21 protein-coding genes, 3 pseudogenes and 1 riboswitch are annotated in these 22,670 nt (G+C 73.2%); of the genes and pseudogenes, 9 read left to right on the forward strand and 15 right to left on the reverse strand.

Annotated features, from left to right (window positions below; genetic code table 11):
• Nucleotides 1–240: 240 nt before the first annotated feature.
• Nucleotides 241–1,053, reverse strand: a complete 813-nt coding sequence (locus ACFYYR_RS14485) for a CDP-alcohol phosphatidyltransferase family protein (protein ID WP_388851776.1) — start codon at nucleotides 1,051–1,053, stop codon at nucleotides 241–243.
• Between the two features lie 109 nt (nucleotides 1,054–1,162).
• Here ACFYYR_RS14485 and ACFYYR_RS14490 point away from each other — a divergent pair, with 109 nt between their 5' ends.
• The 5 genes from ACFYYR_RS14490 to ACFYYR_RS14510 all read left to right on the forward strand — a co-directional run bounded on the left by ACFYYR_RS14490 (nucleotide 1,163) and on the right by ACFYYR_RS14510 (nucleotide 5,699).
• A complete protein-coding gene (locus ACFYYR_RS14490; protein ID WP_388851779.1) occupies nucleotides 1,163–2,155 on the forward strand; it encodes a zinc-binding alcohol dehydrogenase in 993 nt (330 codons plus the stop codon).
• A gap of 118 nt (nucleotides 2,156–2,273) precedes the next feature.
• Nucleotides 2,274–2,672 carry a 6-carboxytetrahydropterin synthase gene (locus ACFYYR_RS14495; protein ID WP_351513029.1) on the forward strand — a complete coding sequence of 133 codons (399 nt, stop codon included), beginning with the start codon at nucleotides 2,274–2,276 and terminating at the stop codon, nucleotides 2,670–2,672.
• 47 nt (nucleotides 2,673–2,719) lie between these two features.
• Complete coding sequence (locus ACFYYR_RS14500; RefSeq protein WP_388852518.1) at nucleotides 2,720–3,790, forward strand: glycosyltransferase family 4 protein; 1,071 nt, start codon at nucleotides 2,720–2,722, stop codon at nucleotides 3,788–3,790.
• Complete coding sequence (locus ACFYYR_RS14505) at nucleotides 3,787–4,695, forward strand: methyltransferase domain-containing protein (protein ID WP_388851782.1); 909 nt, start codon at nucleotides 3,787–3,789, stop codon at nucleotides 4,693–4,695. Before ACFYYR_RS14500 ends, ACFYYR_RS14505 begins: the two co-directional genes overlap by 4 nt.
• The gene (locus tag ACFYYR_RS14510) at nucleotides 4,695–5,699 is read left to right on the forward strand and encodes a lysylphosphatidylglycerol synthase transmembrane domain-containing protein (RefSeq protein ID WP_388851785.1); all 1,005 of its coding nucleotides are present in this window, start codon (nucleotides 4,695–4,697) and stop codon (nucleotides 5,697–5,699) included. Before ACFYYR_RS14505 ends, ACFYYR_RS14510 begins: the two co-directional genes overlap by 1 nt.
• 108 nt (nucleotides 5,700–5,807) lie before the next feature.
• On the opposite strand, the pseudogene ACFYYR_RS14515 reads toward ACFYYR_RS14510, so the two are convergent.
• Nucleotides 5,808–6,614, reverse strand: a pseudogene (locus ACFYYR_RS14515) (RibD family protein); the annotation flags it as partial.
• Nucleotides 6,615–6,682: 68 nt separating this feature from the next.
• Complete coding sequence (locus ACFYYR_RS14520) at nucleotides 6,683–7,420, reverse strand: creatininase family protein (RefSeq protein WP_388851789.1); 738 nt, start codon at nucleotides 7,418–7,420, stop codon at nucleotides 6,683–6,685.
• Nucleotides 7,421–7,637: 217 nt separating this feature from the next.
• On the opposite strand from ACFYYR_RS14520, the gene ribA reads away from it, so the two are divergent.
• The gene (gene ribA / locus ACFYYR_RS14525; RefSeq protein WP_388851791.1) at nucleotides 7,638–8,291 is read left to right on the forward strand and encodes a GTP cyclohydrolase II; all 654 of its coding nucleotides are present in this window, start codon (nucleotides 7,638–7,640) and stop codon (nucleotides 8,289–8,291) included.
• Between the two features lie 78 nt (nucleotides 8,292–8,369).
• On the opposite strand, the gene ACFYYR_RS14530 is transcribed toward ribA, so the two are convergent.
• From ACFYYR_RS14530 to ACFYYR_RS14565, 8 genes and pseudogenes are all read right to left on the reverse strand, one after another.
• The gene (locus tag ACFYYR_RS14530) at nucleotides 8,370–9,881 is read right to left on the reverse strand and encodes an FAD-binding protein (protein ID WP_388851794.1); all 1,512 of its coding nucleotides are present in this window, start codon (nucleotides 9,879–9,881) and stop codon (nucleotides 8,370–8,372) included.
• Nucleotides 9,882–10,199: 318 nt separating this feature from the next.
• Entirely contained in the window at nucleotides 10,200–11,024 is an 825-nt protein-coding gene (locus ACFYYR_RS14535; RefSeq protein WP_388851798.1) for a cytochrome c biogenesis CcdA family protein, read from the reverse strand.
• Nucleotides 11,021–11,785: a DsbA family protein gene (locus ACFYYR_RS14540; protein WP_388851801.1), complete on the reverse strand. Its 765-nt coding sequence runs from the start codon at nucleotides 11,783–11,785 to the stop codon at nucleotides 11,021–11,023. Before ACFYYR_RS14540 ends, ACFYYR_RS14535 begins: the two co-directional genes overlap by 4 nt.
• A gap of 107 nt (nucleotides 11,786–11,892) precedes the next feature.
• Nucleotides 11,893–12,561: a hypothetical protein gene (locus ACFYYR_RS14545; RefSeq protein ID WP_388851804.1), complete on the reverse strand. Its 669-nt coding sequence runs from the start codon at nucleotides 12,559–12,561 to the stop codon at nucleotides 11,893–11,895.
• Between the two features lie 36 nt (nucleotides 12,562–12,597).
• Nucleotides 12,598–13,038: a transcriptional regulator gene (locus tag ACFYYR_RS14550; protein ID WP_388851807.1), complete on the reverse strand. Its 441-nt coding sequence runs from the start codon at nucleotides 13,036–13,038 to the stop codon at nucleotides 12,598–12,600.
• Nucleotides 13,038–13,466 (reverse strand): annotated as a pseudogene (locus tag ACFYYR_RS14555) (GntR family transcriptional regulator); the annotation flags it as partial. The gene ACFYYR_RS14550 and the pseudogene ACFYYR_RS14555, both read right to left, overlap by 1 nt.
• 75 nt (nucleotides 13,467–13,541) lie before the next feature.
• Nucleotides 13,542–13,742 carry a hypothetical protein gene (locus ACFYYR_RS14560; protein WP_388851810.1) on the reverse strand — a complete coding sequence of 67 codons (201 nt, stop codon included), beginning with the start codon at nucleotides 13,740–13,742 and terminating at the stop codon, nucleotides 13,542–13,544.
• Nucleotides 13,739–14,152, reverse strand: a complete 414-nt coding sequence (locus ACFYYR_RS14565; protein ID WP_388851813.1) for an ATP-binding protein — start codon at nucleotides 14,150–14,152, stop codon at nucleotides 13,739–13,741. The genes ACFYYR_RS14560 and ACFYYR_RS14565 overlap by 4 nt, the downstream gene beginning before the upstream one ends.
• A 227-nt stretch (nucleotides 14,153–14,379) precedes the next feature.
• On the opposite strand from ACFYYR_RS14565, the gene ACFYYR_RS14570 reads away from it, so the two are divergent.
• Both ACFYYR_RS14570 and ACFYYR_RS14575 read left to right on the forward strand, forming a co-directional pair.
• Nucleotides 14,380–15,645, forward strand: coding sequence for an XRE family transcriptional regulator (locus ACFYYR_RS14570; RefSeq protein ID WP_388851815.1), 1,266 nt, complete (start codon nucleotides 14,380–14,382; stop codon nucleotides 15,643–15,645).
• On the forward strand, nucleotides 15,642–16,163 hold the full coding sequence (locus tag ACFYYR_RS14575; protein WP_388851817.1) for a GNAT family N-acetyltransferase: 522 nt from the start codon (nucleotides 15,642–15,644) through the stop codon (nucleotides 16,161–16,163). Before ACFYYR_RS14570 ends, ACFYYR_RS14575 begins: the two co-directional genes overlap by 4 nt.
• Before the next feature lie 452 nt (nucleotides 16,164–16,615).
• Here ACFYYR_RS14575 and ACFYYR_RS14580 read toward each other — a convergent pair whose 3' ends face one another.
• From ACFYYR_RS14580 to ACFYYR_RS14590, 3 genes and pseudogenes are all read right to left on the reverse strand, one after another.
• A complete protein-coding gene (locus tag ACFYYR_RS14580) occupies nucleotides 16,616–17,260 on the reverse strand; it encodes a LysE family translocator (RefSeq protein ID WP_388851819.1) in 645 nt (214 codons plus the stop codon).
• Between the two features lie 323 nt (nucleotides 17,261–17,583).
• Nucleotides 17,584–19,914 carry a 5-methyltetrahydropteroyltriglutamate--homocysteine S-methyltransferase gene (metE, locus tag ACFYYR_RS14585; RefSeq protein ID WP_388851823.1) on the reverse strand — a complete coding sequence of 777 codons (2,331 nt, stop codon included), beginning with the start codon at nucleotides 19,912–19,914 and terminating at the stop codon, nucleotides 17,584–17,586.
• 179 nt (nucleotides 19,915–20,093) lie between these two features.
• Nucleotides 20,094–20,237, reverse strand: a riboswitch (cobalamin riboswitch).
• Nucleotides 20,238–20,370: 133 nt separating this feature from the next.
• A pseudogene (locus ACFYYR_RS14590) lies at nucleotides 20,371–20,484 on the reverse strand (ATP-binding protein); the annotation flags it as partial.
• Nucleotides 20,485–20,592: 108 nt separating this feature from the next.
• On the opposite strand from ACFYYR_RS14590, the gene ACFYYR_RS14595 reads away from it, so the two are divergent.
• Nucleotides 20,593–21,729 carry a helix-turn-helix domain-containing protein gene (locus ACFYYR_RS14595; protein WP_388851826.1) on the forward strand — a complete coding sequence of 379 codons (1,137 nt, stop codon included), beginning with the start codon at nucleotides 20,593–20,595 and terminating at the stop codon, nucleotides 21,727–21,729.
• 22 nt (nucleotides 21,730–21,751) lie between these two features.
• On the opposite strand, the gene ACFYYR_RS14600 is transcribed toward ACFYYR_RS14595, so the two are convergent.
• A complete protein-coding gene (locus ACFYYR_RS14600) occupies nucleotides 21,752–22,384 on the reverse strand; it encodes a TetR/AcrR family transcriptional regulator (RefSeq protein ID WP_388851829.1) in 633 nt (210 codons plus the stop codon).
• Nucleotides 22,385–22,670 lie beyond the last annotated feature (286 nt).

Genomic DNA, 22,670 nt, shown 5'->3' on the forward strand with positions numbered 1-22,670 from the left:
TGATCACCCGCCCACAGGGCCGGGACAGGCCCTGCCGCGTTGCAACGCGTCGACTCACCGTGATTGACGCCTTCTTCGACCTCGCCGAGCCGTCATCACCGTACGTAGTCCGATCCGCCAAGCATGGAGGACTCACCGCTGGAACGCGCGCCCTTACCTGCGCCCCTGAGCAGACGCCCTATCTGCCTATCTGCGCGAGTTCTAAGCCCCCGCCTGTTCGGGCCGCCCTGGTTTCGGCCGTCAGGCCGCCTGCCGGACCGTCGCTTCGGGGGCCGTGACCTCGGGCGCCGTGACCTCGGGAACCGTCGTGCCGGAGGCCGCCGCTCCGGCGGTGGCCGGGATCTCCCGGACCCGGTACAGCCAGGCGATGTCCCGCCCGAAGGACCAGACCAGCAGCGCCAGCGCCGTCAGGACCACCGCGAACGCCGCGGCCCGCGGCAGGACATCGGCCGCCGCCACCACCAGGGCGATCCCCTGCGAGGCGGCCACCGCCTTGCGGGCCGTGCTCGGCGGCAGCGCCCCGTTCAGCCAGGGCAGCACCCGGGCCGCGGCGACGAACGCGTACCGCATGGCGCCGATCAGCAGCACCCACGGCCCCAGCGCCGTCGCGACATGCACACTGAGCACCAGGATCAGGAACGCGTCGACCTCCATGTCGAAGCGCGCGCCGAGCGGGGTCGCCGTCCCGGTGCGCCGGGCGACCTGGCCGTCCACTCCGTCGAGGATCAGCGCCACCGTCGCCAGGGCGACCAGCACCGCCACCGACGGCTGCCGCACGAAGGAGTCCGCCACCAGCGCGGTCACACCCCCCACCAGGATCGCGCGGGCCAGCGTGACGCCGTTGGCCGGTCCGAACGACCGGGTCCACGACCGGCGCAGGGCACGGGTGAGCACCACCCAGGTGGACACCGCGAAGACCGCCCCGGTGAGCCAGCCCGCCGGACCCAGTCCGACCGCTGTCCAGAGCAGTCCCAGCAGGACCAGCTGCGCGCCCATTCCCGTGGTGGTCTCCCGGTGGAACACCGGGGTGCCGTAGCCCTCGTAGACGGCCATGGGCCTCCTCCCGTTGTGTGACAAGCTGCGTGAGGGCCGCGTATCGTGACCGCGCCCTCGTCACGACGTACGTACGTGAGCCAGTGCCCGACTGTTCAGGAGGATGTCGATGCAGCGCACAGCACGCGCCTTCTGGCTCCGGTCTCCCGGCCACGGCGAGATCCGGCCGGCCCCCCTCACCGGGCCCGCCGCCGGCGAGGTCCTGGTGCGGACGCGGTACTCCGGGGTGAGCCGCGGTACCGAGACGCTGGTCTTCCGCGGCGGGGTGCCCGAGAGCCAGCACGCCACGATGCGCGCCCCCTTCCAGGACGGCGACTTCCCCGGGCCGGTCAAGTACGGCTACCTCAACGTCGGTCTCGTCGAGGAGGGGCCGCCCGGGCTGCTCGGCCGTACGGTCTTCTCCCTCTACCCGCACCAGACCCGCTTCGTGGTCCCGGCGAGCGCCGTGACCCCCGTCCCGGACACCGTACCCGCGCACCGGGCCGTGCTGGCCGGAACGGTCGAGACCGCGGTGAACGCCCTGTGGGACGCCGCCCCGATGATCGGCGACCGGATCGCCGTGGTCGGCGCGGGCATGGTGGGGTGCAGCGTCGCCGCACTCCTGAACCGGTACCCCGGCGTCCGGGTCCAGCTCGTCGACGCCGACCCGGCGAAGGCCGCCATCGCCAAGGCCCTCGGCGTGGACTTCGTCCTCCCCGAGGAGGCCGCGGACGGCCTCGACCTCGTGGTGCACGCCAGCGCCACCGAGGCCGGCCTCGCCCGCTCCCTCGAACTCCTCGACCCGGACGGCACGGTCCTGGAGATGAGCTGGTACGGCGACCGCCGGGTCAGCCTGCCGCTCGGCGAGGCCTTCCACTCCCGCCGCCTCGTCGTGCGCAGCAGCCAGGTCGGGGCGGTGTCCCCGGCGCGGCGCTCCCGCCGCACCTACGCCGACCGGCTCGCGCTCTCCCTCGACCTGCTCGCCGACCCGGCGTTCGACGCGCTGATCACCGGGGAGTGCGCCTTCGACGAGCTGCCCGCGGTCATGCCGCGGCTCGCCTCCGGCGACCTCCCGGCGCTATGCCACCGCGTGCGGTACGACGACGCGGAGCATCCGGTCTGAGCAGGAGCGCGGCCCCGTCCGTACTCATCAGCACACGCACCGACCCGGGCCCGGACCACGGACCCGGGTGAGCCACCCGTGCCCCGCCCAGGGGCACAGAACCCCGGAGGGGCATCCGTTGTTCAGCGTCACCGTCCGCGACCACTTCATGGTCGCCCACAGCTTCCGCGGTGAGGTCTTCGGCCCGGCGCAGCGCCTGCACGGAGCGACCTTCATCGTGGACGCCTCGTTCCGCCGCGCCGAACTCGACGCCGACAACATCGTGGTCGACATGGGACTGGCCGGCCAGGAGCTCGCCGCCGTACTCGGTGACCTCAACTACCGCAACCTCGACGACGAACCCGACTTCACCGGGATCAACACCTCCACCGAGGCCCTGGCCAAGGTCGTCGCCGACCGGCTGGCCGACCGCGTCCACGCCGGCGCGCTCGGCGAAGGGGCGCGCGGGCTCGACGGCATCACGGTCACCCTGCACGAGTCGCACGTCGCCTGGGCGAGTTACGAGCGCCCGCTGTGAACGGCGCCGGCCCCGCGACCGACGACGCGCGCACGGTGCACGTCGTCATGCCCGGGGGCGTCGACGACCCGGCCGCCCCCAGCGGCGGCAACACCTACGACCGCCGGATCTGCCAGGACCTGCCCGCGGCCGGCTGGCAGGTCCGCGAGCACACCGTCCCGGGAACCTGGCCGCAGGCCGGAACCGCCGCGCGCCGGGACCTGTCACGGCTGCTCGCGGACCTCCCGGACGGCGCCGTCGTCCTCCTCGACGGCCTCGTGGCCTGCGGCGTCCCCGACATCGTCGGCCCCGAGGCCCAACGGCTGCGGCCGGCGGTCCTGGTGCACCTGCCGCTCGGCGACGAGACCGGGCTCGCCCCCGCGCTGGCCGCGGACCTCGACGCCCGGGAGCGCGGTACCCTACGCGCCGTCCCGGCGGTCGTGGCCACCAGCACCTGGGCCGGCCGCCGGCTGGTGGCCCACCACGGGCTCGACGCCGCCCGGGTCCATGTCGCCGCCCCCGGCGTCGACCTCGCGCCCGAGGCGCCCGGCACCGACGGCGGCACCCGGCTGCTCTGCGTCGCCGCCGTCACCCCGCGCAAGGGGCAGCACCGGCTCGCCGAGGCCCTGGCCGCCGTCGCCGACCTGCCCTGGACCTGCGACTGCGTCGGCAGCGTGCAGCAACACCTCGCGCACGTCGCCCGGCTGCGCGAACTCATCGAGGAACACGGCCTCCAGGAGCGGCTGCGGCTCGTCGGGCCGCGCTCCGGCCCCGAACTCGACGCCTGCTACGCCGCCGCCGACCTGCTGGTCCTCCCGTCCTACGCCGAGACCTACGGCATGGTCGTGACCGAGGCCCTGGCCCGCGGCACCCCCGTGCTGGCCACCGCCGTGGACGGCCTCCCGGAGGCCGTCGGCCGGGCGCCCGACGGCACCGTGCCGGGCATCCTCGTGCCGCCGGGCGACCGGGCCGCGCTCACCGAGGCGCTCCGCCGCTGGCTGGAGGAGCCCGGTCTGCGCCGCCGGCTGCGCGACGCCGCCCGGCAGCGGCGCAGCACGCTGGAAGGGTGGGACAGCACCGCGAACCGTCTCGCCGGAGTGCTGGAACAGCTTCGACAGGAGCCCCGGAGGGCCGCATGAGCACCACCGACACCACGACACCCCACACCCCGCGGGACGCCTCTGCTGTGCACCCCGCGGACGGACTCGACGACGACACCACGCGCTACGCCCCGGAGTGGCTGCAGTTGCGGGAGCCCGCGGACGCCGCCGCCCGCGCTGCAGCGCTCCTCGGCCCGCTCCGGGACCACCTGGCGTCCGGCCGACGGGATGCGGAGGACGGGGCGCAGGTCGTCCGCGACCTCGGCTGCGGCACCGGCTCCATGGGCCGCTGGCTCGCCCCGCGCCTGCCCGGTGCCCAGCACTGGATCCTGCACGACCACGACCCCGAACTGCTCGCCCGGGCCGCCGCGTCGGCACCCGCCGGTGCGGCCGACGGCAGCCCCGTCACCGTGGCCACCGCGTGCGGTCCGATCGCCGGCCTGACGGCGGAGGCCCTGGCGGGCACCTCGCTCGTCACCGCCTCCGCGCTGCTCGACGTGCTCACCCCCGACGAGCTGCACCGGCTCGTCGCCGCCTGCACCGGCGCCGGGTGCCCGGCCCTGCTGGCGCTCTCCGTCGCCGGCCGCGTGGAGATCACCCCCGCCGACCCGCTGGACGCGGAGATCGCCGACGCGTTCAACGCCCACCAGCGGCGCGAGGAGTTGCTGGGGCCGGACGCCGTCGCCGCCGCCACCGAGGCCTTCGAAGCGGCGGGCGCGACGGTACGGGTCGCCACGAGCCCCTGGCAGCTGGGACCCGACGCGTCCGCGCTCGCGGCGGAGTGGCTCCGCGGCTGGGTCGCCGCCGCCTGCGAGCAGCGCCCGGAGCTCACCGACCGCGCGGAGGAGTATCTGCGGCGCCGCCTGGCGGCGTGCGCGGCGGGGGAGTTGCGGGTGGTGGTGCACCACAGCGACCTGCTCGCCCTGCCCCCGGCGGCCGCGTGATGTCGCGTACCGCACGGGAACGGCTCCGCACCCTCGCCGGCGTGGCCATCCTCGCGGTGCTGCTGTGGCGGCTGGGGACCGGTGCGTTCCTCGACGGACTGCGCAGGATCGACGGCCCGGCCCTGCTGGCGTCCGTCGCCCTCGGCGTGCTCACCACCGTCTGCAGCGCCTGGCGCTGGTGCCTGGTCGCCCGGGGGCTGGAGCTGCGGCTGCCGCTGGGCCGGGCCGTCGCGGACTACTACCGGGCGCTGTTCCTCAACGCGGCGCTGCCCGGCGGTGTCCTCGGCGATGTGCACCGCGCCGTCCGGCACGGGCAGCACGCCGGCGACCTCGGGCGGGGGGTGCGCGCGGTGGTCCTCGAACGGGCCGCGGGCCAGGTGGCGCTGGTCGCCGTCGGGGCCGCCGTGGTGCTGACCCCGCTGTCCCCGGCGTCCGCGGCCGTCCGGCACGCACTGACCACCCCCGGCGCCGTCGTGACACTCGCCGTGCTGGGCGCGGCCGGCGCCGCGGCGGCCCTGTGGCTGCGCGGACGGCCCGGCACCTCCCGCCGGAGCCGGGCCGTCCGCGCCGTGCTGACCGAGGCGCGCCGGGCGCTGCTCGCCCGCGACCTCTGGCCCGGTGTGGTCGTCTCCTCGCTGGCGGTGCTCGCGGGACACCTCGGCATGTTCGTCCTCGCCGCCCGCGTCGCCGGGTCGCAGGCGTCCGTCGCGGCCCTGCTGCCCCTGGCGGTGCTGGCACTGCTCGCCATGGCCCTGCCGCTGAACGTCGGCGGCTGGGGGCCGCGGGAGGGCGTCACCGCCTGGGCGTTCGGGGCCGCCGGACTAGGCGCGGCTCAGGGGCTGACCGTCTCCGTGGTGTACGGCGTGCTGGCCTTCGCCGCGAGCCTGCCCGGCGTCGGCGTGCTCGCCGGCCCGTTCGTCGCCCGGCTGCGGCGGGAGCGCCCGCAGATCGAGTTCGAAGAGCGTGTCCTCGCCGAGAGCGGCGCGGCGCACCGGCGGGCGTAGCGCATCGCGCATCACCGGCGTGCCGGGGAAGCGGAGCCCCGGTATGCCGTCCCCCAGCAGCACCGGAGCCATGGTCACGAAGAGGCGGTCCAGCGCGCGCTCGTGCAGGAAGCGGGAGACGGTGACGCCACCGCCCTCGATCAGCACCCGGCCGAGACCGCGCCGGGCGAGGGCCTCGACCAGGCGGCGGGGAGCGAACGCGGCGCGGTCCGGCAGGGTCAGCACCTCGACTCCGTCCGGCACGGTGCGCTCCTGCACGCGGCCGGCACCGGCCACCCACAGGGTGGGTGCGGCACCGTCGGTGAACACCCGGCGCCGCAGCGGCACCCGGCCGTCCGGGTCGAGCACCACCCGCACCGGGCTCACCCCGGTGCAGGCCCGCACGGTGAGCTGCGGATCGTCGGCCACCGCCGTCCCGGCGCCGACGACCACCGCGTCGACCAGGGCCCGCAGCCGGTGCAGATGACAGCGGTCCTCCTCGCCGGTGACGTAGTCGGCGTCGCCGGTGCGGGTGGCGATGAACCCGTCGAGGCTCTGCCCGAGCTGGGCGACGGCGAGCCGCGGCCCGCCCAGGCACAGCGGCAGATACCGGTCGGCCAGCAGCGCCGCCTCCGGCGAGGCGTCCTGCCCCCAGCGCAGAGTGCCGTTCCCGTCCGGGACCAGCCCGGCGGCCTCGGCGTCCGCCGCGGTGCGGACCCCGCGGAGCCGGTCCCAGGCGGTCCCGGCGTCGAGCGGGGTGCCGCCGCGGCGCTCCTCGGCGGGGCCGGTCATCGGGTCACCTGCCGGGGACGGACCGGCCGGGGGACGACGGCGGAGTCGGTCGAACGGGTCATGGGCGCCTTTCGTCACGGGAGGGGGTGCCGCGGTACGGCCGCGGCGTCTCTCCCCTCTGTCGGGGCATGTCCGTCGGAGCATGCGGAATGCATCCTGTCACCGGCGGCCCGCGGGCCTCGCCGAAAGGGACGGGACGGGGGGAATGTCTGCTATGCGGTGAGAAGCGTGAGGTACTCGTCGAAGGAATCGACGAGACCGGCCAGCAACTCCTTTCCCTTCTCCGCGGACGCCAGGGAAGGACGGCCGATCACTCCGGACTCCGTATAGGCAGCCATACCGAGACTGAGCAGATGCCGGCGGTCGTCGGCAAGACAGTCCGCCGATTCATAGCCGCTTCCGACCAGTTCCGGATGTGCGTGCAGCAGGATGGACGTCTCCAGTTCTCCCGCGTGCATATCACTGTGCGAGGACGTCTGTACACCGGCCCGGTTCCGCGCGGCATCCCAGTCCGCGGGTCCCGGGAAAAGTGCCATGCGGGTGCCACTGCCGGCAGATTCCTGAACCACGTTACGGAGTACGTAATTCCCGCCGTGAGCGTTCAACAGAATCAAGGATCCGATGCCGGACCGCCGCAGCGAGGCCGCGATGTCCCCCACGACGGCGTGCAGGGTGGCGGCCGAGATGCTCACCGTGCCCGGCCAGTCCGCGTGCTCGTGGGAGCAGGAGACGGTCACCGGAGGCAGGTGCAACACCGGGTACGCTGCGGCGATCTCCCGTGCGATGGTGCAGGCGATGACCGTGTCGGTCGCCAGCGGGAGGTAGGCGCCGTGCTGCTCGAAGCTGCCGACGGGCAGGACCGCGACGGCCGGCCGCTGCTCCCGGACCTCCTCGGTGGTGCTCTGCGGCAGCAGGCCGGAGGCCCTGTCGTGCGTTCCCGAACCGCTCATGTCTTTCCGGCCTTTCGTTCTTTGCGCTGCGGGTGCCGCCGCCGGGCGGCCAGAATGAACGGGCGCAACCGGCCTTTCCGAACGCGCCCGCAGGAGTACCCTACGCGGACCTGCCGGAACGTCGGCCGAACTGGATGGCGGGGGTGCTTCGTTGGCGTTCTTATGGCATTGTTCGCCTACACAGCTGAGCGATTACCGGCAGAGGTAGGATCCCGCCATGACAGTTAGTGATGTCGTGTTCGACGGCAGTACTCGGCCGCAAGGCGCCGAGCGCGTGGTAAATGTCCGACTGCCTACCGTGCACGGCGATTTTCTCGCTATAGGCTATCTGGACCGAGCGAGCGGGGAAGAACAAGTCGCGCTCGTATACGGCGATGTGGAGGGAGGGGAGGGGGTTCTCACCCGCGTGCATTCGGAGTGCCTCACCGGCGACGGCTTCGGGTCCACGCATTGCGAGTGCGGCGACCAGCTCACCGCGGCGCTGCGCGCCATCGCCGCCGAGGGACGGGGCATCCTCGTCTACCTCCGCGGCCACGAGGGGCGGGGCATCGGCCTGTTGGCCAAGCTCCAGGCGATGAAGCTGCAGAGCGAGGGCCTGGACACCGTCGAGGCCAATCTCGCCCTCGGGCTCCCGGTCGACGCCCGCGACTACCGGGTGGCCGCGGACATGCTGCACGACCTCGATGTGCGGTCCGTGCGGCTGCTGTCGAACAACCCGCTGAAGCGCGAGGCGCTGCTGCGCCACGGCGTCAAGATCGCCGAACAGGTGCCGCTGCTGATGCCGCCCTCCGAGGAGAACATCCGCTACCTGCGGGCCAAGCGGGAGCGCCTGGAGCACTATCTGCCGCACCTGGACGGCGTGGCCGAGTGACCCCGCGGCGTGCGAGGCCCCGCCGGCCGGCGCAGGGCCTGCCCCGGACCTGCCGGTCCGGGGCGCCGCCGCGCGCGGTCAGCCCGTGATGCTCTGCCGGAACCGGAAGAGATCCCCGGGGTCGTAGGCGTGCTTCACCTCGGTGAGCCGCGGATAGTTGCCGCCGTAGTAGGCCCGCTTCCAGTCCCGCAGCGCCGGATCGATGAAGTTCTGGTAGGCGTACCCGTTGTCGTACGGTTCCAGGGCGTGGTTCAGGGCGTTCAGCCAGGCGAGGTTCGCGCGGACCAGGGACGGTGGATCCTGCTCCGCCCAGGTCGTCTCGGTGGCGAGCAGGAAGCGGGCCGAGCGGTGCCAGAACGCCGTCTCCCGGGGACCGGTGTCGCCGATGGCCCCGCCCCAGGCGAACATCGCCATGCCCGCCCCGTCCGGGTTCGAACTGCCGGGCCAGACGTCGACGGCGTCGACGAACGCCTCGACGCCTCGCTCGGGCAGCGGGCGGTCGAGGTACCGCGAGCTCACGGCGTACCGGCCGCTGGGGACACTGTGGTAGAAGAAGTCCTTCGCCTGCCAGAAGGTCCGGTTCTCGATCAGCACCCGCTGCGGCCGTGCGGCACGCAGCACCGGGTCGAGCAGCTCCCGGAGTTCGTCCGCCGGACCGAAGTACTGCCCGAGCGCGGACAGGGTCCGCCGGGACCGGATCTCCTTCCGGGTCCGGCCGGCGGCCCCGCCGCCGATCCGGCAGGAGAAGGCGTTCGGCGCCGCCATGACCAGGGCCTGGACGGCGGCGAACGCAGCCGGCACGTCCTCCCAGTCCCAGTCGAGCTGATACACCGACACCCGGTCGACCGGGGTCGTACGGAAGGTGAACTCGGTGTTGATGCCGAAGTTCCCGCCGCCTCCGCCCCGGCACGCCCAGAACAGATCGGAGTGCCGGACCGCGTCGCTCTCCAGCAGATTGCCCGCGGCCGTCACCACCGTGGTCCGGAGCAGACTGTCGCAGGTCAGGCCCAGCATCCGGGAACTGAAGCCGAAACCGCCGCCCAGGGTCAGCCCGCTGATCCCCACCGTGGGGCAGCGCCCCGCCGAAAGGGCCGCGCCGAACGGCTGCAGGGCGTTGTAGAGATCGGTGTTCCGGGCTCCCGCACCGACCGTGACGGTGCCCTCCCGCCGGTCCACCCGGACCCGGTCGAGCTGGCCCAGATCCACCAGCAGCCCGGTGGTGGCGGAGTATCCGCCGTAGCTGTGGCCCCCGGAGCGGGCGGCCAGGTGCACCCCGGTCCGCGCCGCCCAGAGGACGGCCGTCCGGACATCGCGGGCGGTGTGGCAGACCGCCACGCCCGCCGGCCGCTTCGCGTCGTAGCGCAGATTCTGCGGGTGCCCCCACGTGTTGTAGCCGTCGTCCTCCGGCCGGATGAGCGTCCCCGTCAGCGACCGGTTCAACTCCTCCCACGCGGAGTCGGGAACCGTCCCGCGCGGAGCGGCCTGGACCAGCCCGCCGAAACCGGCGAACGGGGAGCCCGCCACGCCCGTCACCGCCGTGGCGGTGACCGCACCGCCCTGGAGTACCCGTCGTCGGCTGACCGGCCGCATTTGCCCACCCACCTCACAGCGTGACCATCGATGCGGGAGCAGTCTCCCGGCTCGCTCCCGCCGCGACGGGCGAGCCACGGCCTGCCGGCCGGACATCACCCGATCGACGAACGGCCGTCTCCTGAGCGGCGGACGGCCGCACCGATCATCGGCCCGGAAACCAGGCCTCGCGGAGCCGGGCCCCGAGGAGCCGGGCCCCACGGAGCCGGACGTCAAGGAGCCGGGCCCCCGGAGTCGGACGTCCAGGAGCCGGGCCGCCCGTACGCGCATCGGCGGAACGAGCGGCCCGAGTCCCATCGGCCCGTCGGCGGGCCCGGGTTACTGCTCCCTGCGGCTCCGCAGCCCCCGGACCAGCAGCACGACCAGCACGGCCGCCACGATCCCGGCCAGCAGCAGACCGTCCGGGACGGCGGTCCCGACCCGCTGTGCCCACCGCTCGGCCTCGTAGGAGTCGTCCACGCCGAGCAGTCCGGGCAGTGCGGACGTGCCGTCGTACACCAGGAAGACCGTGCCCAGCAGGATGAAGAAGGCTCCCGACAGCAGGGACGTGGTGTGCAGTTCCAGCCGCCCGACGCGCAGCGGGCGACCCCGCAGCCAGCGGCGACGGCCCAGGTCGAAGCGCTCCCAGAGCAGCGCCAGCAGGAACAGCGGCATCGCCATGCCGAGCGCGTACACCGCCAGCAGCGCACCGCCGTACGCCGGACTGCCGTGCACCGCCGCCACGGTCAGCACGCTGCCGAGGATGGGTCCCGCGCAGAAACCCGCCAGCCCGTAGACCGCGCCGAGCGCGTAGACGGACAGCGCGGTCGTCGGCCGGATCCGCCCGGACGCGGCCTGCAGCCTCCGGGACGCGAAGCCCAGCCCCAGGATCTGGGCGGCGCCGAGGGCGATGATCAGCCAGCCGCCCGCGGTGACCAACTGGTCCCGGTGCCCGTAGAAGAGCCGCCCGGCCAGCGAACCCGCGGCACCCAGCGGCACCAGCGTCGTCGCCAGCCCCAGGTAGAAGATGCCGGTCCGGGCCAGCAGCCGGGACGCCGAGTCGATCGAGTAGGCGAAGAACGCGGGCAGCAGCAGGGCGCTGCACGGGCTCAGCAGCGCCAGCAGCCCGCCGAGGAACGCCGCGAGGTAGCCGATGTCGGTCACTTCCCAGCCGCCTTCCGGCCCGCCGCCTCCCGCGCCGCGTCGATCGCCTGGGCGAACGCCTCCGGCGGCTGGGCCCCGGCGATGGGATGCCCGTTGACCAGGAACGACGGCGTGCTGGAGGCGCCGAGCCGGTAGCCCTCCTGCTGGTCGCGGCGCACGGCCTTCCGCGCCGCCGCGCTGTCGAGGTCGTTCCGGAACCGCTTCAGGTCGTCCACGCCCGCCTCGCGGGCCAGCGCGTCGAGCCGCTCCGCGCCGAAGCCCTTGGCCTTGGAGTCCTCATCCGCGTAGGCCGCCTTGTGGAACTCCCAGAACCGGCCCTGCCGGCCGGCTGCCCAGGAGGCGCGCGCGGCCCGCTCGGAGGCCTTGCCGAAGATGGGCAGATTGCGCCACTCGATGCGGAGCACACCGCGGTCGACGTACTTCTTCACCAGGCCGGGTTCGGTGTCGCGGGCGAACTTCCCGCAGAACGAGCAGCCGAAGTCCGCGTACTCGATCATGACCACGGGAGCGTCCGCGCGGCCCTGCGCCAGCTTGTCGCCGGGGTCGCGGCGGGCCAGCTTCGCCAGTTGGGCATAGGTGTCCGCCTCGGACCCGGAGGATCCGGCAGTGTCGGAAGCAGCGTCGCCGGCGCCGCCGCCGTCCGGCGAGCCGGTGGCGAACTGGGACAGAAAGCCGAGCAGCAGCGCGGCGAACGCGACACCGATGCCGATGACGATGCCGCGCCGGGAGGTCTTGCGACCGGAGGGGGTGGCCGGAGCCATATGAGGATCTCCTCAGGGGTGCAGGACGGAGCACGCGAGCGCTGAGCGCCGCGCGCACCGGGAAAGTACGGGGGACGAAGGCACGGGCGGGGGCCGCCCGGCGTCGTCTACACCCGTAGCACCGAGAGTTCGACCGGGGTGGGCGCGGTGAGCGGCGCGGCGGTCACGGCCGGCCGGGTGTGCACCACGCTCAGCACGGTCCGGCAGTCGGGCGAGGGCCGTTCCGCCAGCAGCGACACATGGTCGTACGAGGGGACGCTGCGGGGCGGCACGGCGGGCTGGGAGCCGGTGTCCCGGTCCCGTTCCTGACAGCCCGGTGCGCCGGAGCCGTCGAGTCCGGTGGCGTCGTCGATGCGGGTGGAGTCGTCGGCATCGGTGCGGAACGGGGCCGTTGCCGGAGCCGCGCGCTCGTGCGCCGCGGCCCGGGGGCCGTGGCGGCGTGCATCGCCGTCCGGTGACGGCTGTTGGAGATCCTCCGGAAGGCGGTCGGCCCACTGGTCCGGGGCCACCCCGCCGTCCTCGCCCCCGCCCCTGTCTGCGTCGGCCGGGTCGCTGCCGACCCGCGGTGCGAAGGCCGGGACCGCAGTGGCCGGGACCGCAGTGGCCGGGCCCGCGGCGGTCGGAGCTGTGCCGGCCGGGGCTGCGTCGACCGGGGCTGCGGCGGCCTGTTGGGGGCCGACCGGTAGCCACGGCTTGCACAGCAGCACCCCGGTCAGCGCCAGCAGCACACCCACGACGACGGCGGTCGCGCGCCGTCGTGCCGGGGTGGTGCTCATGAGCCGTCCTCGTCCAGGGGGAATTGCTCCGGAATGCTACCGACTCCCGCCCGGCGGGGGCACGAGCGGGTCCCCGGCAACGCTTCGGTCCCGTCCCGGACGCTGCTCCTGCCCCGGCGCGACGAAGCGGCGCACCGCGTCGGTGACGGCCGCCCGGTGCGCCGCCAGCCGTGCCCCCTCCCAGGGCGTCCCGGATCCGGTGGCCGCCGGTGCGACCGCCGTGGTGAACGAGGCCTGGGCGACGGCCAGCACCATGGCGAGGACATCGGCCGGATCGTGCGCCGGGTCGATCCGGCCCGTTCGCTGCGCCGCGGTCACGGCGGCGATCTTCTTCCGGTACGCCTCGGTCCCCGTCTCCGCGGCCCCGGGGCGCTCCAGCTGCTTCCAGGTGATCAGGCGCATCAGATCGGGGTGCGCCACCAGGTGATCGAAGATCGCGCCGGCGTATCCGGGCAGGTCGTCGGCGTCGAAGGGCACCGACTCCGCTCCCAGACGGGTTCGCCGAGCGTGAGACCGGTCTCGTCGGCGAGCCCGGCGGGGCAGGGGAAACGGTCGAGGGAGATCAGGGTGCGGCCCGGGCGGCGGCCCTGGCGCCGCACACCCTCGGTGTAGCTGGCCAGGGAGAGCGGCTGCTCCAGTTTGGGGCCCGCGACGACCGTCCCCCGCCCCATCCGCCGCAGCCGCCCTTCGAGGAGCAGATCGCGCAGTGCCTGCCGCACGGTCTCGCGCGAGACCGCGTACTGCACGGAGAGGTCGCGCTCGGTCGGCAGGGTCTGCCCTTCACCCAGCTCGTCGATGAGCGTGCTCAGCCGGGTCTTGACGGCGTAGTACTTCGGTACGCGTCCGTGCTCGGGGATGCCCGACCGCACGGGGGCGCCGGGCGACTGGTCGTTGGGGTAGTCCACGCAAGGATCGTCGCAGATGCGCACGAGCGGCCGATTCGGCGGGCGACCGTCGCCGTGCCGGGACCTCTCGCGCACCTACAGCCGGTCCTGGATCTCGTCGCGGGGCGTCACCACGGTCAGCCGCTCCGGATGCTCCGAGGTCCACTGCCCCGCCCCGTGCTCAGGCCGCAACACCCACAGCGCGCCACCGCGCACGTCCGTGACGACACCGCACCGGTCGGCGTCCTCGTCCTGGACCGGGTCGCCCACCCAGGGGGTCCGCCGCACGACGCTCATCCCCGTCCCTCGACGTCCGCCCACACGACCTTGCCCCACTGCCGCTCGTCCGTGCCCCAGGCGGCCGCCAGTGCCGCCACGAGGAACAGGCCGCGCCCGCCCTCTTCGCCGTTCCCGGGGGCCCGCGGTACGGGCCGCGCACGGGAGAAGTCCGCGACGGCCACCCGGACGGTTCGCACGGCGGTGCGCTCGACCATCACACGGATGCTCTCGCGCCGCGCGTGCCGGACGGCGTTGGACACCAGCTCGGAGACGATCACAGCGCCGTCCTCGGCCACGTCGTCCAGGCCCCAGGCGGCCAGTGCGACGCGCACCAGGCGCCGGGCGGTGGCGGCGCTCCCGGGCTCGCGCGGCAGGGTCTCGCTGTATCCGGGGTGTCCGGTCGCGCGGGAGGTGGTGGTCACGTTCATCAGGAACCCTCGTCAGTGATCGGGCGGTGCGGCCCGCCCCGACGGGGGCGGGCACGGGCCACTCCGGCCGGCCGCCGAGCTGTCCCTTCGACGGCGGCCTGTCACTCAGTGAACGACGGACTGTGACGGACTGTGAGGAAAGGTCGCTGCGACGTGCAGTGCGGGAAACCGGAAATTTCATGGCCGGTCCGGCGCCGTGGTCCCGGCCACCTCGCTACCGTGAAGACGTGCAGGCGAACGAGCAGTTGGCGGCCGGGCTCGATGAAGCGGGTCTGACACAGGTCGAGTTGGCGGAGGCCGTGAACGACTACCTTCGGTCCCTCGGCAGGGAAGGCGCCGTGAGCGACCGCACGGTGCGCCACTGGCTGACCGGAAAGACCCGCTGGCCCCACCCTCGGCAGCGCGAAGCACTGGAGGCCGTATTCGGCCGTACCGCCGAGGTGCTGGGCTTCACCCCTCCGGCGGGCCGACCGAGCCCTACCAGGACGGAGGACCCTGTGCACCGCAGGAACTTCCTGACCGCCACCACCGGGGTCACGGCAGCAGCCGTGCCCCTGGTCGCGGCCCGGCCCTACGCAGTCGGCACCACCGACGTGATGCGCCTCCGCAGTGGCCTGGACGCCCTGACGGCGTTGGACGCCGCCAGAGGAGGTCACGAGGCACTGGAACGGGCCGCGCTCGCGGGTGCCGCCGAGGCGCTGGACCTCCAGAAGCGGGCGGCCTCCCAACGGATCCGACAGCGCCTGTTCAGTGTGGCCGCCGAATTCACGACTGCCGCGGCATGGTCGGCCGTGGATGCTCGCCGGAGCGACCGCGCACAGGGCCACCTGAACCGGGCGCTGTACCTGGCGGGCATGGCACAGGATTCCATCGCGGAGCTGGATGTGTGGAACCTGTACGCCATGGCAGCTGGGCAGCAGCGGGACCATGCCCGAGCGGTGAGCGCTGCGCAAGCCGCCCAGGCGACAGCCGTAACCCGCCGGGACCCGCTGTTCGCTTCCCTCGCCCACGCGCGCACGGCCATCGGGTACTCCAACGCCGGGGACAGACGAGGAGCTCTGAGGTCGCTGGGGTGCGCCGAAGAGGCGTTGGGCAAGGCATCTGCGGATACTCCACGGCCTTCCTGGGTGGCGTTCTACGGTCCCGCCGAGCTGCTGGCGATCACAGCCATCGTGCGTGACCGCACCGGGGACGCTGCCGGGGCTGAGGCTGCGTCACACCGTGCTTTGGCGGCCATCCCGGAGAGGTTCCGCCGGAACCGCGCGTTGGCCACCCTGCAACTTGCCCTGACCCAGCTTCATCAACGGGACATCGACCAGGCATGCGCCACTGCGGAACGGGTGTTCGTGTTGATGGAGGGCGCCACTCTGCCAGGCCGCATGAGGTCGCGCTTGGGGGACTTCTGCCGCGACTTGATCACGCTTTCGCCGCACTCCGGCACCGCGCGGGAGTGGAAGGACCGCTACCGATCGGAATGGAGTCAGGCTCGATGACCTCAGCCTTGGAGCTGCGCCATTTCAGCCACCACGACGTGCCGCAGAACCGGCAGACATTGATCGATGTACACGCCGATGTCTACGCGGCTGAGATGGACGAGTTCAACCAGCGGTTTGCCTGGTTCGTGGATCACTGGGGCGGCCACCCGGACTTCGCCTGCGTCATCGCGTACGACGGCAATGAGGTGGCGGGCTTCGCCTACGGTGCCCCTGGTACCGAGGGCCGCGAGTGGTGGCGGGAGCACGTGGATCCGGCGCCGGAAAGGGGGCGCACGTTCCACTTCTCGGAGCTGATGGTGCGTGAGCGGTGGCGGAAGACGGGTGCGGCCGGGCGGCTGCACCGGGCGCTGATGGAGGCCCGGACCGAACACCTCGCCGCGCTGCTGGTGGATGTGACGCACCCGAAGGTCCAAGTGCTGTACGAGTCCTGGGGGTACCGGAAGGTGGGGGAGGACCAGCCGTTCCCGGACTCCCCGGTGTTCGCCGTGATGCTCGTGGACCTGCCGCTGATCTGAGCAGAGGCTTCTCGGTCCGCCCAGGGTCCTGGAGGGCAGGCCACGACAAGCGGTCACCGTCGCTTGGCGAGGCCGATCCGAGAAGGGGGCGTGCCGCGTCGTTCGTGTTCCTGAGCATCCGGCGTGCGGGCCGCCGGCCTGCGGCGTGATGCGCTCGGCCAGGAACACCCCGCCGGTGCTCCGGCGGTTGGGCGTCAGACGCAGGAAGGACACCGGACTGGGTGCGGTCACGCTGGTCAGCGCGGCAGCGTGGGCAAGGATGCCGGCGCTGACCGGGCGCCGGTGGGACAGTCGTCCGGGGCGCCGCGGGTCGTACAGAGCGGGGCGCCGGAGCCGACGACCGGTCTCCTGACGGTCCCGGTGCGGGGGCGAGGCGAGGTCATGTCTTCCTCGGTACAGACACCGCCGCAGCCATCGTCATCCGGCTCCGCTCATGGCCGGCCGGACAGAACCTAGTCCGCCCTGCCCGTCGCTGCCACCGTCACTCCCAGGCCGATCATCGCGCAGCCGCCCGCCCCGCCGACCATGGAGAGACGACGGTCCGAGCGGGCGAACCAGGAACGGGCTGCCGAGGCACCCAGGCCCCAGAGAGTGTCCGTGATCATGCCGATGCCCACCGGGACCAGGCCCAACACCATCATCTGGGAGGGAACGTGGCCCGCGGCGTGGTCCACGAACTGGGGCAGTACCGCCGCGAAGAAGACGAGGCCCTTGGGGTTGGTGACGCCCACGAAAATGCCGTCCAGGACTGTGCGGAGATCACTGCGATGCTCGCCCGCGGGCGCCTCGAAGTTCGCCGCGCGCATCTCCTTGCGGTGGCGGAACGCCTGCACGCCGAGAAGGACGAGATAGGCCGCGCCGGCCAGCTTCACGCCCATGAATACCGCCGCCGAGGTCTCCACCAGCGCGCCGAGGCCCCACGCCACGGCGACCACCAGGACGTACGAGCCGATCAGGTTGCCGAGAACTGTCGCGAGCGCGGTACGGCGGCCGTGTGCGAGAGCCCTGCCGATCACGAACAGCACGCTCGGCCCCGGTATCACGATCACCAGTAGCGACATCGTCGCGAACGCGAGGATGCTCTCCGTGGACACCATGTGTCCGTCACCTCCTGGAATGGCTGCCGACGGCTCATTCAAACAGACGATGGAATACCGGCTCCAGGCTCACCCACATGCTGATATGTGATGCTGCGAGCTGCGAGCCGGCGAGCCGAAGCGCCCGGCGAGTGCTGCCGGCGGTGACGAGGCACCCGGAGATCAGGACGATCGTCGAGGCCCTGGACCTCGTCCAGGGCTGTGGCGGCGAAGCCGGTCAGCCCAGGACGGCATGGAGGACCGGAGCGGCTCCTCCGGTCCCGCGGTCCGCGGGCGGTGCCGGACACCAGGGCATCCGGCACCACCCTCCGGCCGGGCCCCGGTCAGGACTCCGTGGTCGTCGCCGGCAGCCCGTCCCGGACCTCGCGGGCCGCAGCGACCAGGTTCTCCAGTGACGCCCGGACCTCCGCCCAGCCGCGGGTCTTCAGCCCGCAGTCCGGGTTGACCCAGAGCCGTCCGGCCGGGATCGCGTCGAGTCCCCGGCGGAGCAGGCCCGCCGCCTCCGCCACGTCCGGGACGCGGGGCGAGTGGATGTCGTAGACGCCCGGCCCGACCTCCCGCGGGTAGCCCGCGGCGGCGAGCTCCCCGGCGACCTGCATATGGGAGCGGGCGGCCTCCAGGCTGATCACATCGGCGTCCAGGTCGTCGATGGCCCGGATGATGTCACCGAACTCGGCGTAGCACATATGGGTGTGGATCTGGGTGTCCGGACGGACCCCGCCGGTCGCGAGCCGGAAGGCCTCGGTGGCCCAGGCGAGGTACTCCGGCCGGTCGGCCGAGCGCAGCGGCAGCGTCTCGCGCAGCGCCGGTTCGTCCACCTGGATCACCGAAGTCCCGGCCGCCTCCAGGTCCTGCACCTCCTCGCGGAGGGCGAGGGCGACCTGGCGGGCGGTCTCGGCGCGCGGCTGGTCGTCGCGGACGAAGGACCAGGCGAGCATGGTGACCGGGCCGGTCAGCATGCCCTTGACGGGACGCTCGGTGAGGGACTGCGCGTAGTGGGTCCAGCGGACCGTCATCGGCTCCGGCCGGGAGATGTCGCCGGCCAGGACCGGCGGACGGACGTAGCGGGTGCCGTAGGACTGCACCCAGCCGTGCCGGGTGGCCAGGTAGCCGCTCAGCCGCTCGGCGAAGTACTGCACCATGTCGTTGCGTTCGGGCTCACCGTGCACCAGCACGTCGATTCCGGCCCGCTCCTGGAAGGCGATCACTTCCTGGATCTCGGCCGCGATGCGCTTGTCGTACGCCTCGCCGTCGATGCGGCCGGCGCGCAGCGCGGCGCGTGCCGTGCGCAGCTCGCCCGTCTGCGGGAACGAGCCGATGGTGGTGGTCGGCAGCAACGGCAGCCCCAGCTGGGCCCGTTGGACGGCCGAGCGCTCCGGGTACGACGCGGACCGCCGGCCGTCGGCATCCGTGAGGGCCGCGGCGCGGGCGCGTACGGCCGGGTCGCGGGTGAGGGGCGAGCCGGTGCGGGAGGCCAGGTCCGCACGGTTGGCGGCGAGTTCGGCGGTGATGGCACCGGTGCCGTGCGTCAGCCCGCGGGCCAGGGTGACGATCTCGGCGGTCTTCTGCCGGGCGAACGCGAGCCAGCGGGCGATCTGCGGATCGATGTCCCGCTCGGCCGCGGCGTCCAGCGGCACGTGCAGCAGTGAGCAGGAGGACGCGACGTCCACCCGGCCGGCGAGGCCGAGCAGGGTGCCCAGCGTCGTCAGGGACGCCCCGAGGTCGTTGATCCACACATTGCGGCCGTTCACCACACCGGCCACCAGCCGCTTGCCGGGCAGCCCGCCGACCGCCGCCAGATCCTCCAGGTTGCCGGCGGCGGTGCCGGTGAAGTCCAGGGCCAGCCCCTCGACCGGTGCCTTGGCGAGCACCGGAAGCGCCTCGCCCAGCCGGTCGAAGTACGAGGCCACCAGCAGCTTCGGCCGGTCCGCCGTGCCACCGAGCTCCCGGTAGGCGCGGGCGGCGGCGTTCAGCTCGGCCGGGGTGCGGTCCTGGACCAGCGCGGGCTCGTCCAGCTGGACCCATTCCGCCCCGGCGGCCCGCAGCGCGGCGAGCACCTCGGCGTAGACCGGGAGCAGCCGGTCCAGCAGGGTGAGCGGATCGAAGTCGTCCGGCACCTCCGGTCCGGGCTTGGCCAGCAGCAGATAGGTGACCGGTCCGACGAGCACCGGACGGGCGGCGAGGCCGAGGGCCAGGGCCTCCCGCAGTTCTGCCGTCTGCTTGCCGGGGTCGGCGGTGAACACCGTGTCCGGGCCCAGTTCCGGCACCAGGTAGTGGTAGTTGGTGTCGAACCACTTGGTCATCTCCAGCGGCGCGACGTCCTGAGTGCCGCGCGCCATCGCGAAGTAGCCGTCCAGCGCGTCGGCCTCGACGGCCGCGCGGTGCCGGGCGGGAATCGCGCCGACCATGACGCTGGTGTCCAGGACGTGGTCGTAGTACGAGAAGCCGCCGGTGGGCACCTCGTCCAGGCCCGCCTCGGCGAGCTGCCGCCACTGGGACCGGCGCAGCCCGGCCGCGGTGTCGTGCAGGGCGCCGGCGGTGATCGTGCCCTTCCAGTAGCCCTCGACGGCCTTCTTCAGTTCCCGGTCCGGGCCCTGCCGCGGGTAGCCGTGCACGGTGGCCCGTGCGGTGGCGGCTGCGGATGTGCTGGTCACAGAACTCTCCTTCGCGAGTGTGCTCCTGGGGGACCCCGGCACGGGCCGAGGGCGCGAAGGGACGACCGGACGGCAGGCCGTACGCGGTGCTGCCGCGGTACCCGCCTGCTTCCGTACGCCGACCCGCCCTCGAGGTCACCGGGATCTCCGCGCGCCGGGTGGGCGCACGGGCAACGGGCAGGTCTTCGGACTCGCGGGCACGTCTGCCGGGCAGACCCCTACTGGCCGTCGCTTCCCAGGCCCGTCGGACCCAGTGCGTATGACGGCGGTCGTTCCCACTCACCGCTGCGGGGCAGTCCCGGATTCCCACCGGGTTCCCTCTTGCGACGCCCCGCCTGGCGGACAGGGCGAACCAGCTGCACCGGCCACCCTAGTCCCGTCCGGCGCCGCGGTCAGCACCGTTCACCTGCCGGACCGGCGTGCGCGGCTTCCGGACGAGGCCGCAACGGGCCGGAGTCAGTCGTTCTTCCGAGCGCACTCGGCCCACACCCGCTTGCCCCAGGGCAGTGGGTCGGTCCCCCAGGCCTCCGCCAGCGCCCCCACCAGTGCGAGGCCGCGCCCGCTCTCATCCGTGGCGCTGTGCGTTCAGGTAACCGGCGTTCCCGATCGAGGGGACGGGCCGCACGGGAGGCCAGGGGAGGGGCCAGGACGAGTAGCTTGGTCGCAGGGAGGCACTGCATGAACGACCAAGCGGGACGCGCCCGGTTCGGCGCCCATCTGGCGGGCCTGCGCAAGCGCGCGGGTCTCTCGCAGCGCTCGCTGGCGCTCCGGTTGTGCGTCACTGCCGGGATCACCACCTTGACGCGTCACGAGGTCTCCCGGTGGGAGCGCGGCGGGCGCATCCCGGCCGCTTGGTTACCACCGCTCGCGCATGTGCTCGGGGTGCCACTGGACGGCCTGGAGCGGGAAGCCGCGCGGGCCCGGGGCGAAGCCGAGCCGCGGGTCTGCGCCGGCCGTGAGCCGGACACCTACGTGCAGGACGCCGTGGGATGGCTGCTCGCGCATGACAACCGCCACGGTGGGGACCATGTGGCGGACGCCGCCGTACAGGTGTGGGAGGCCGAACGGGGCCGGATCACCGGCGACGACAAGCAGCACCTCGCACAGGTGGCGGAGATCGGGGAAGTGGCCGGGTGGCTGCTCCACGACGCGGCCCGGTTCCGTGAGGCGCGCGCCACGCTCGCGGAGGCGCACACCCTGGCCCGCCTCGCCGGTGACGCCCCGCTGGAGTGGTTCATCCTGGACCTGATCGCCATGATCGACGTGCACACCGGCCGTGCCGGTGAGGCTGTGGCGATCACGGACGAGATGCTGACCGGCCGTGAGGTACCCGGCCGTGTGGCGCTCATGGCTCGCGTACGGCGTGCACGGAGCCTTGCGCAGGCCGGAGACCGGAGCCGGGCGCTGGACGCTCTGGAGCGAGCCACAGGGGGTCTCCAGGATTCGATACAGGCCAACGACCCCGCGTTCACGTGGTGGATCGACAGCACCGAAGTGGAGCTGCACACCGGCGAGGCACTGCTGAGCCTCGGGGACCCGCGCGCGGCGCTGCCGCACCTTCAGCGGAGTTCGGAAGGTTCCAGGGGAGGCGGGGGCCGCCGGGAGTTCGGCAATGTGCTCGCGGAGCTGACCGCCTTGGTGCAGCTCGGTGCGTGGCGGGATGCCGAAGCGCCGCTCCTCCGGCTGGAACCGGTCCTGCGCACGGTCACGTCGTCCCGGACCCGTGTCCGCCTCCGGTCCACGCTGCGCGCCATCGACTGCGACGCCCCGTCGTGGCTCGCGGACACCGCCCGCGAAGTGGCGGCAGCCGGGTAGGGCGGGTGTGGGCCGGCCACGCCTACGTGGTTCGGTACGCCCGGAGGAAGGTCCGCACTCCCTCGACGACGAGTGGCCGGACGCGGGTGTCCTCCGCGGCATTCGCGGAACCGAGCCTGTCCAGCGCGACGCCGAAGGTCAGCGCGATGAACTGGTCGGCTGCGAGCCGGGGGTCGGGGACGGCGAGCAGCCCCGCGGCGGCGAAGGCGGCGAGCCGCTCGGCAAGAGCCTCCTCGGGGGTGTCGGCCATGGGGTTGTAGCCCCGGTGCGGCAGGTGGCCTGACTCCCCCCGGACCAGTCGTTGCAGCGTTGCGTACTCCGCCGAGCCGAGCATGTCGGTCGAGATGCGCATCGAGAACGTGACCAGGGCGTCCTCGAGATCGACAGGCTCGGTGAGGTCGGTGAGGGTCTCGTCGAGGGTGCGCCGGATCGTGGTGATCATTGACTGGCCGGTGGCGTCGACGACTGCTTGCAGCAGCGTCCGCTTGTCGCCGAAGTAGTCGTAGACCGTTCGCTTGGACACCTCGGCCCGGGCGGCGACCGCGTCGACGCTGGTCCGGTCGAAGCCGTCGGCGAGGAACAGTTCCCGGGCCGCCGAGAGGATGGCGGCCCGCTTCACCGCGGACCCCTCGCGCAGTGTCTTCGTGGTCGCCATGGGCAACATCCTAACCGTCCTACACTGCACGGTGTAGTGTAGTGTCGCATCGTAGGGCGTGGCGCACTCGTGCACCGGCTCCGCCCGGCAGAGCCGTCCCTGCGCCGACTCGCCTGCCGCTGCCCCGGGTTCACCCCGGCGGACGGCCTCGGACCTGTCCTCAAGGCACCAAGCGCAAAGCACCGAGCACACTGCGACCCCGCGTGAGGGGCCGCTGTATCCGTGCCGGACCCGGCACGGATACAGCGCCACGCGTATGGCCGCCGGCCCTGCTCGCCCGGCAATG

Origin of the sequence: Streptomyces sp. NPDC001922, from assembly GCF_042891165.1 — a bacterium.
In the GTDB taxonomy this organism is placed as follows: Bacteria; Actinomycetota; Actinomycetes; order Streptomycetales; family Streptomycetaceae; genus Streptomyces.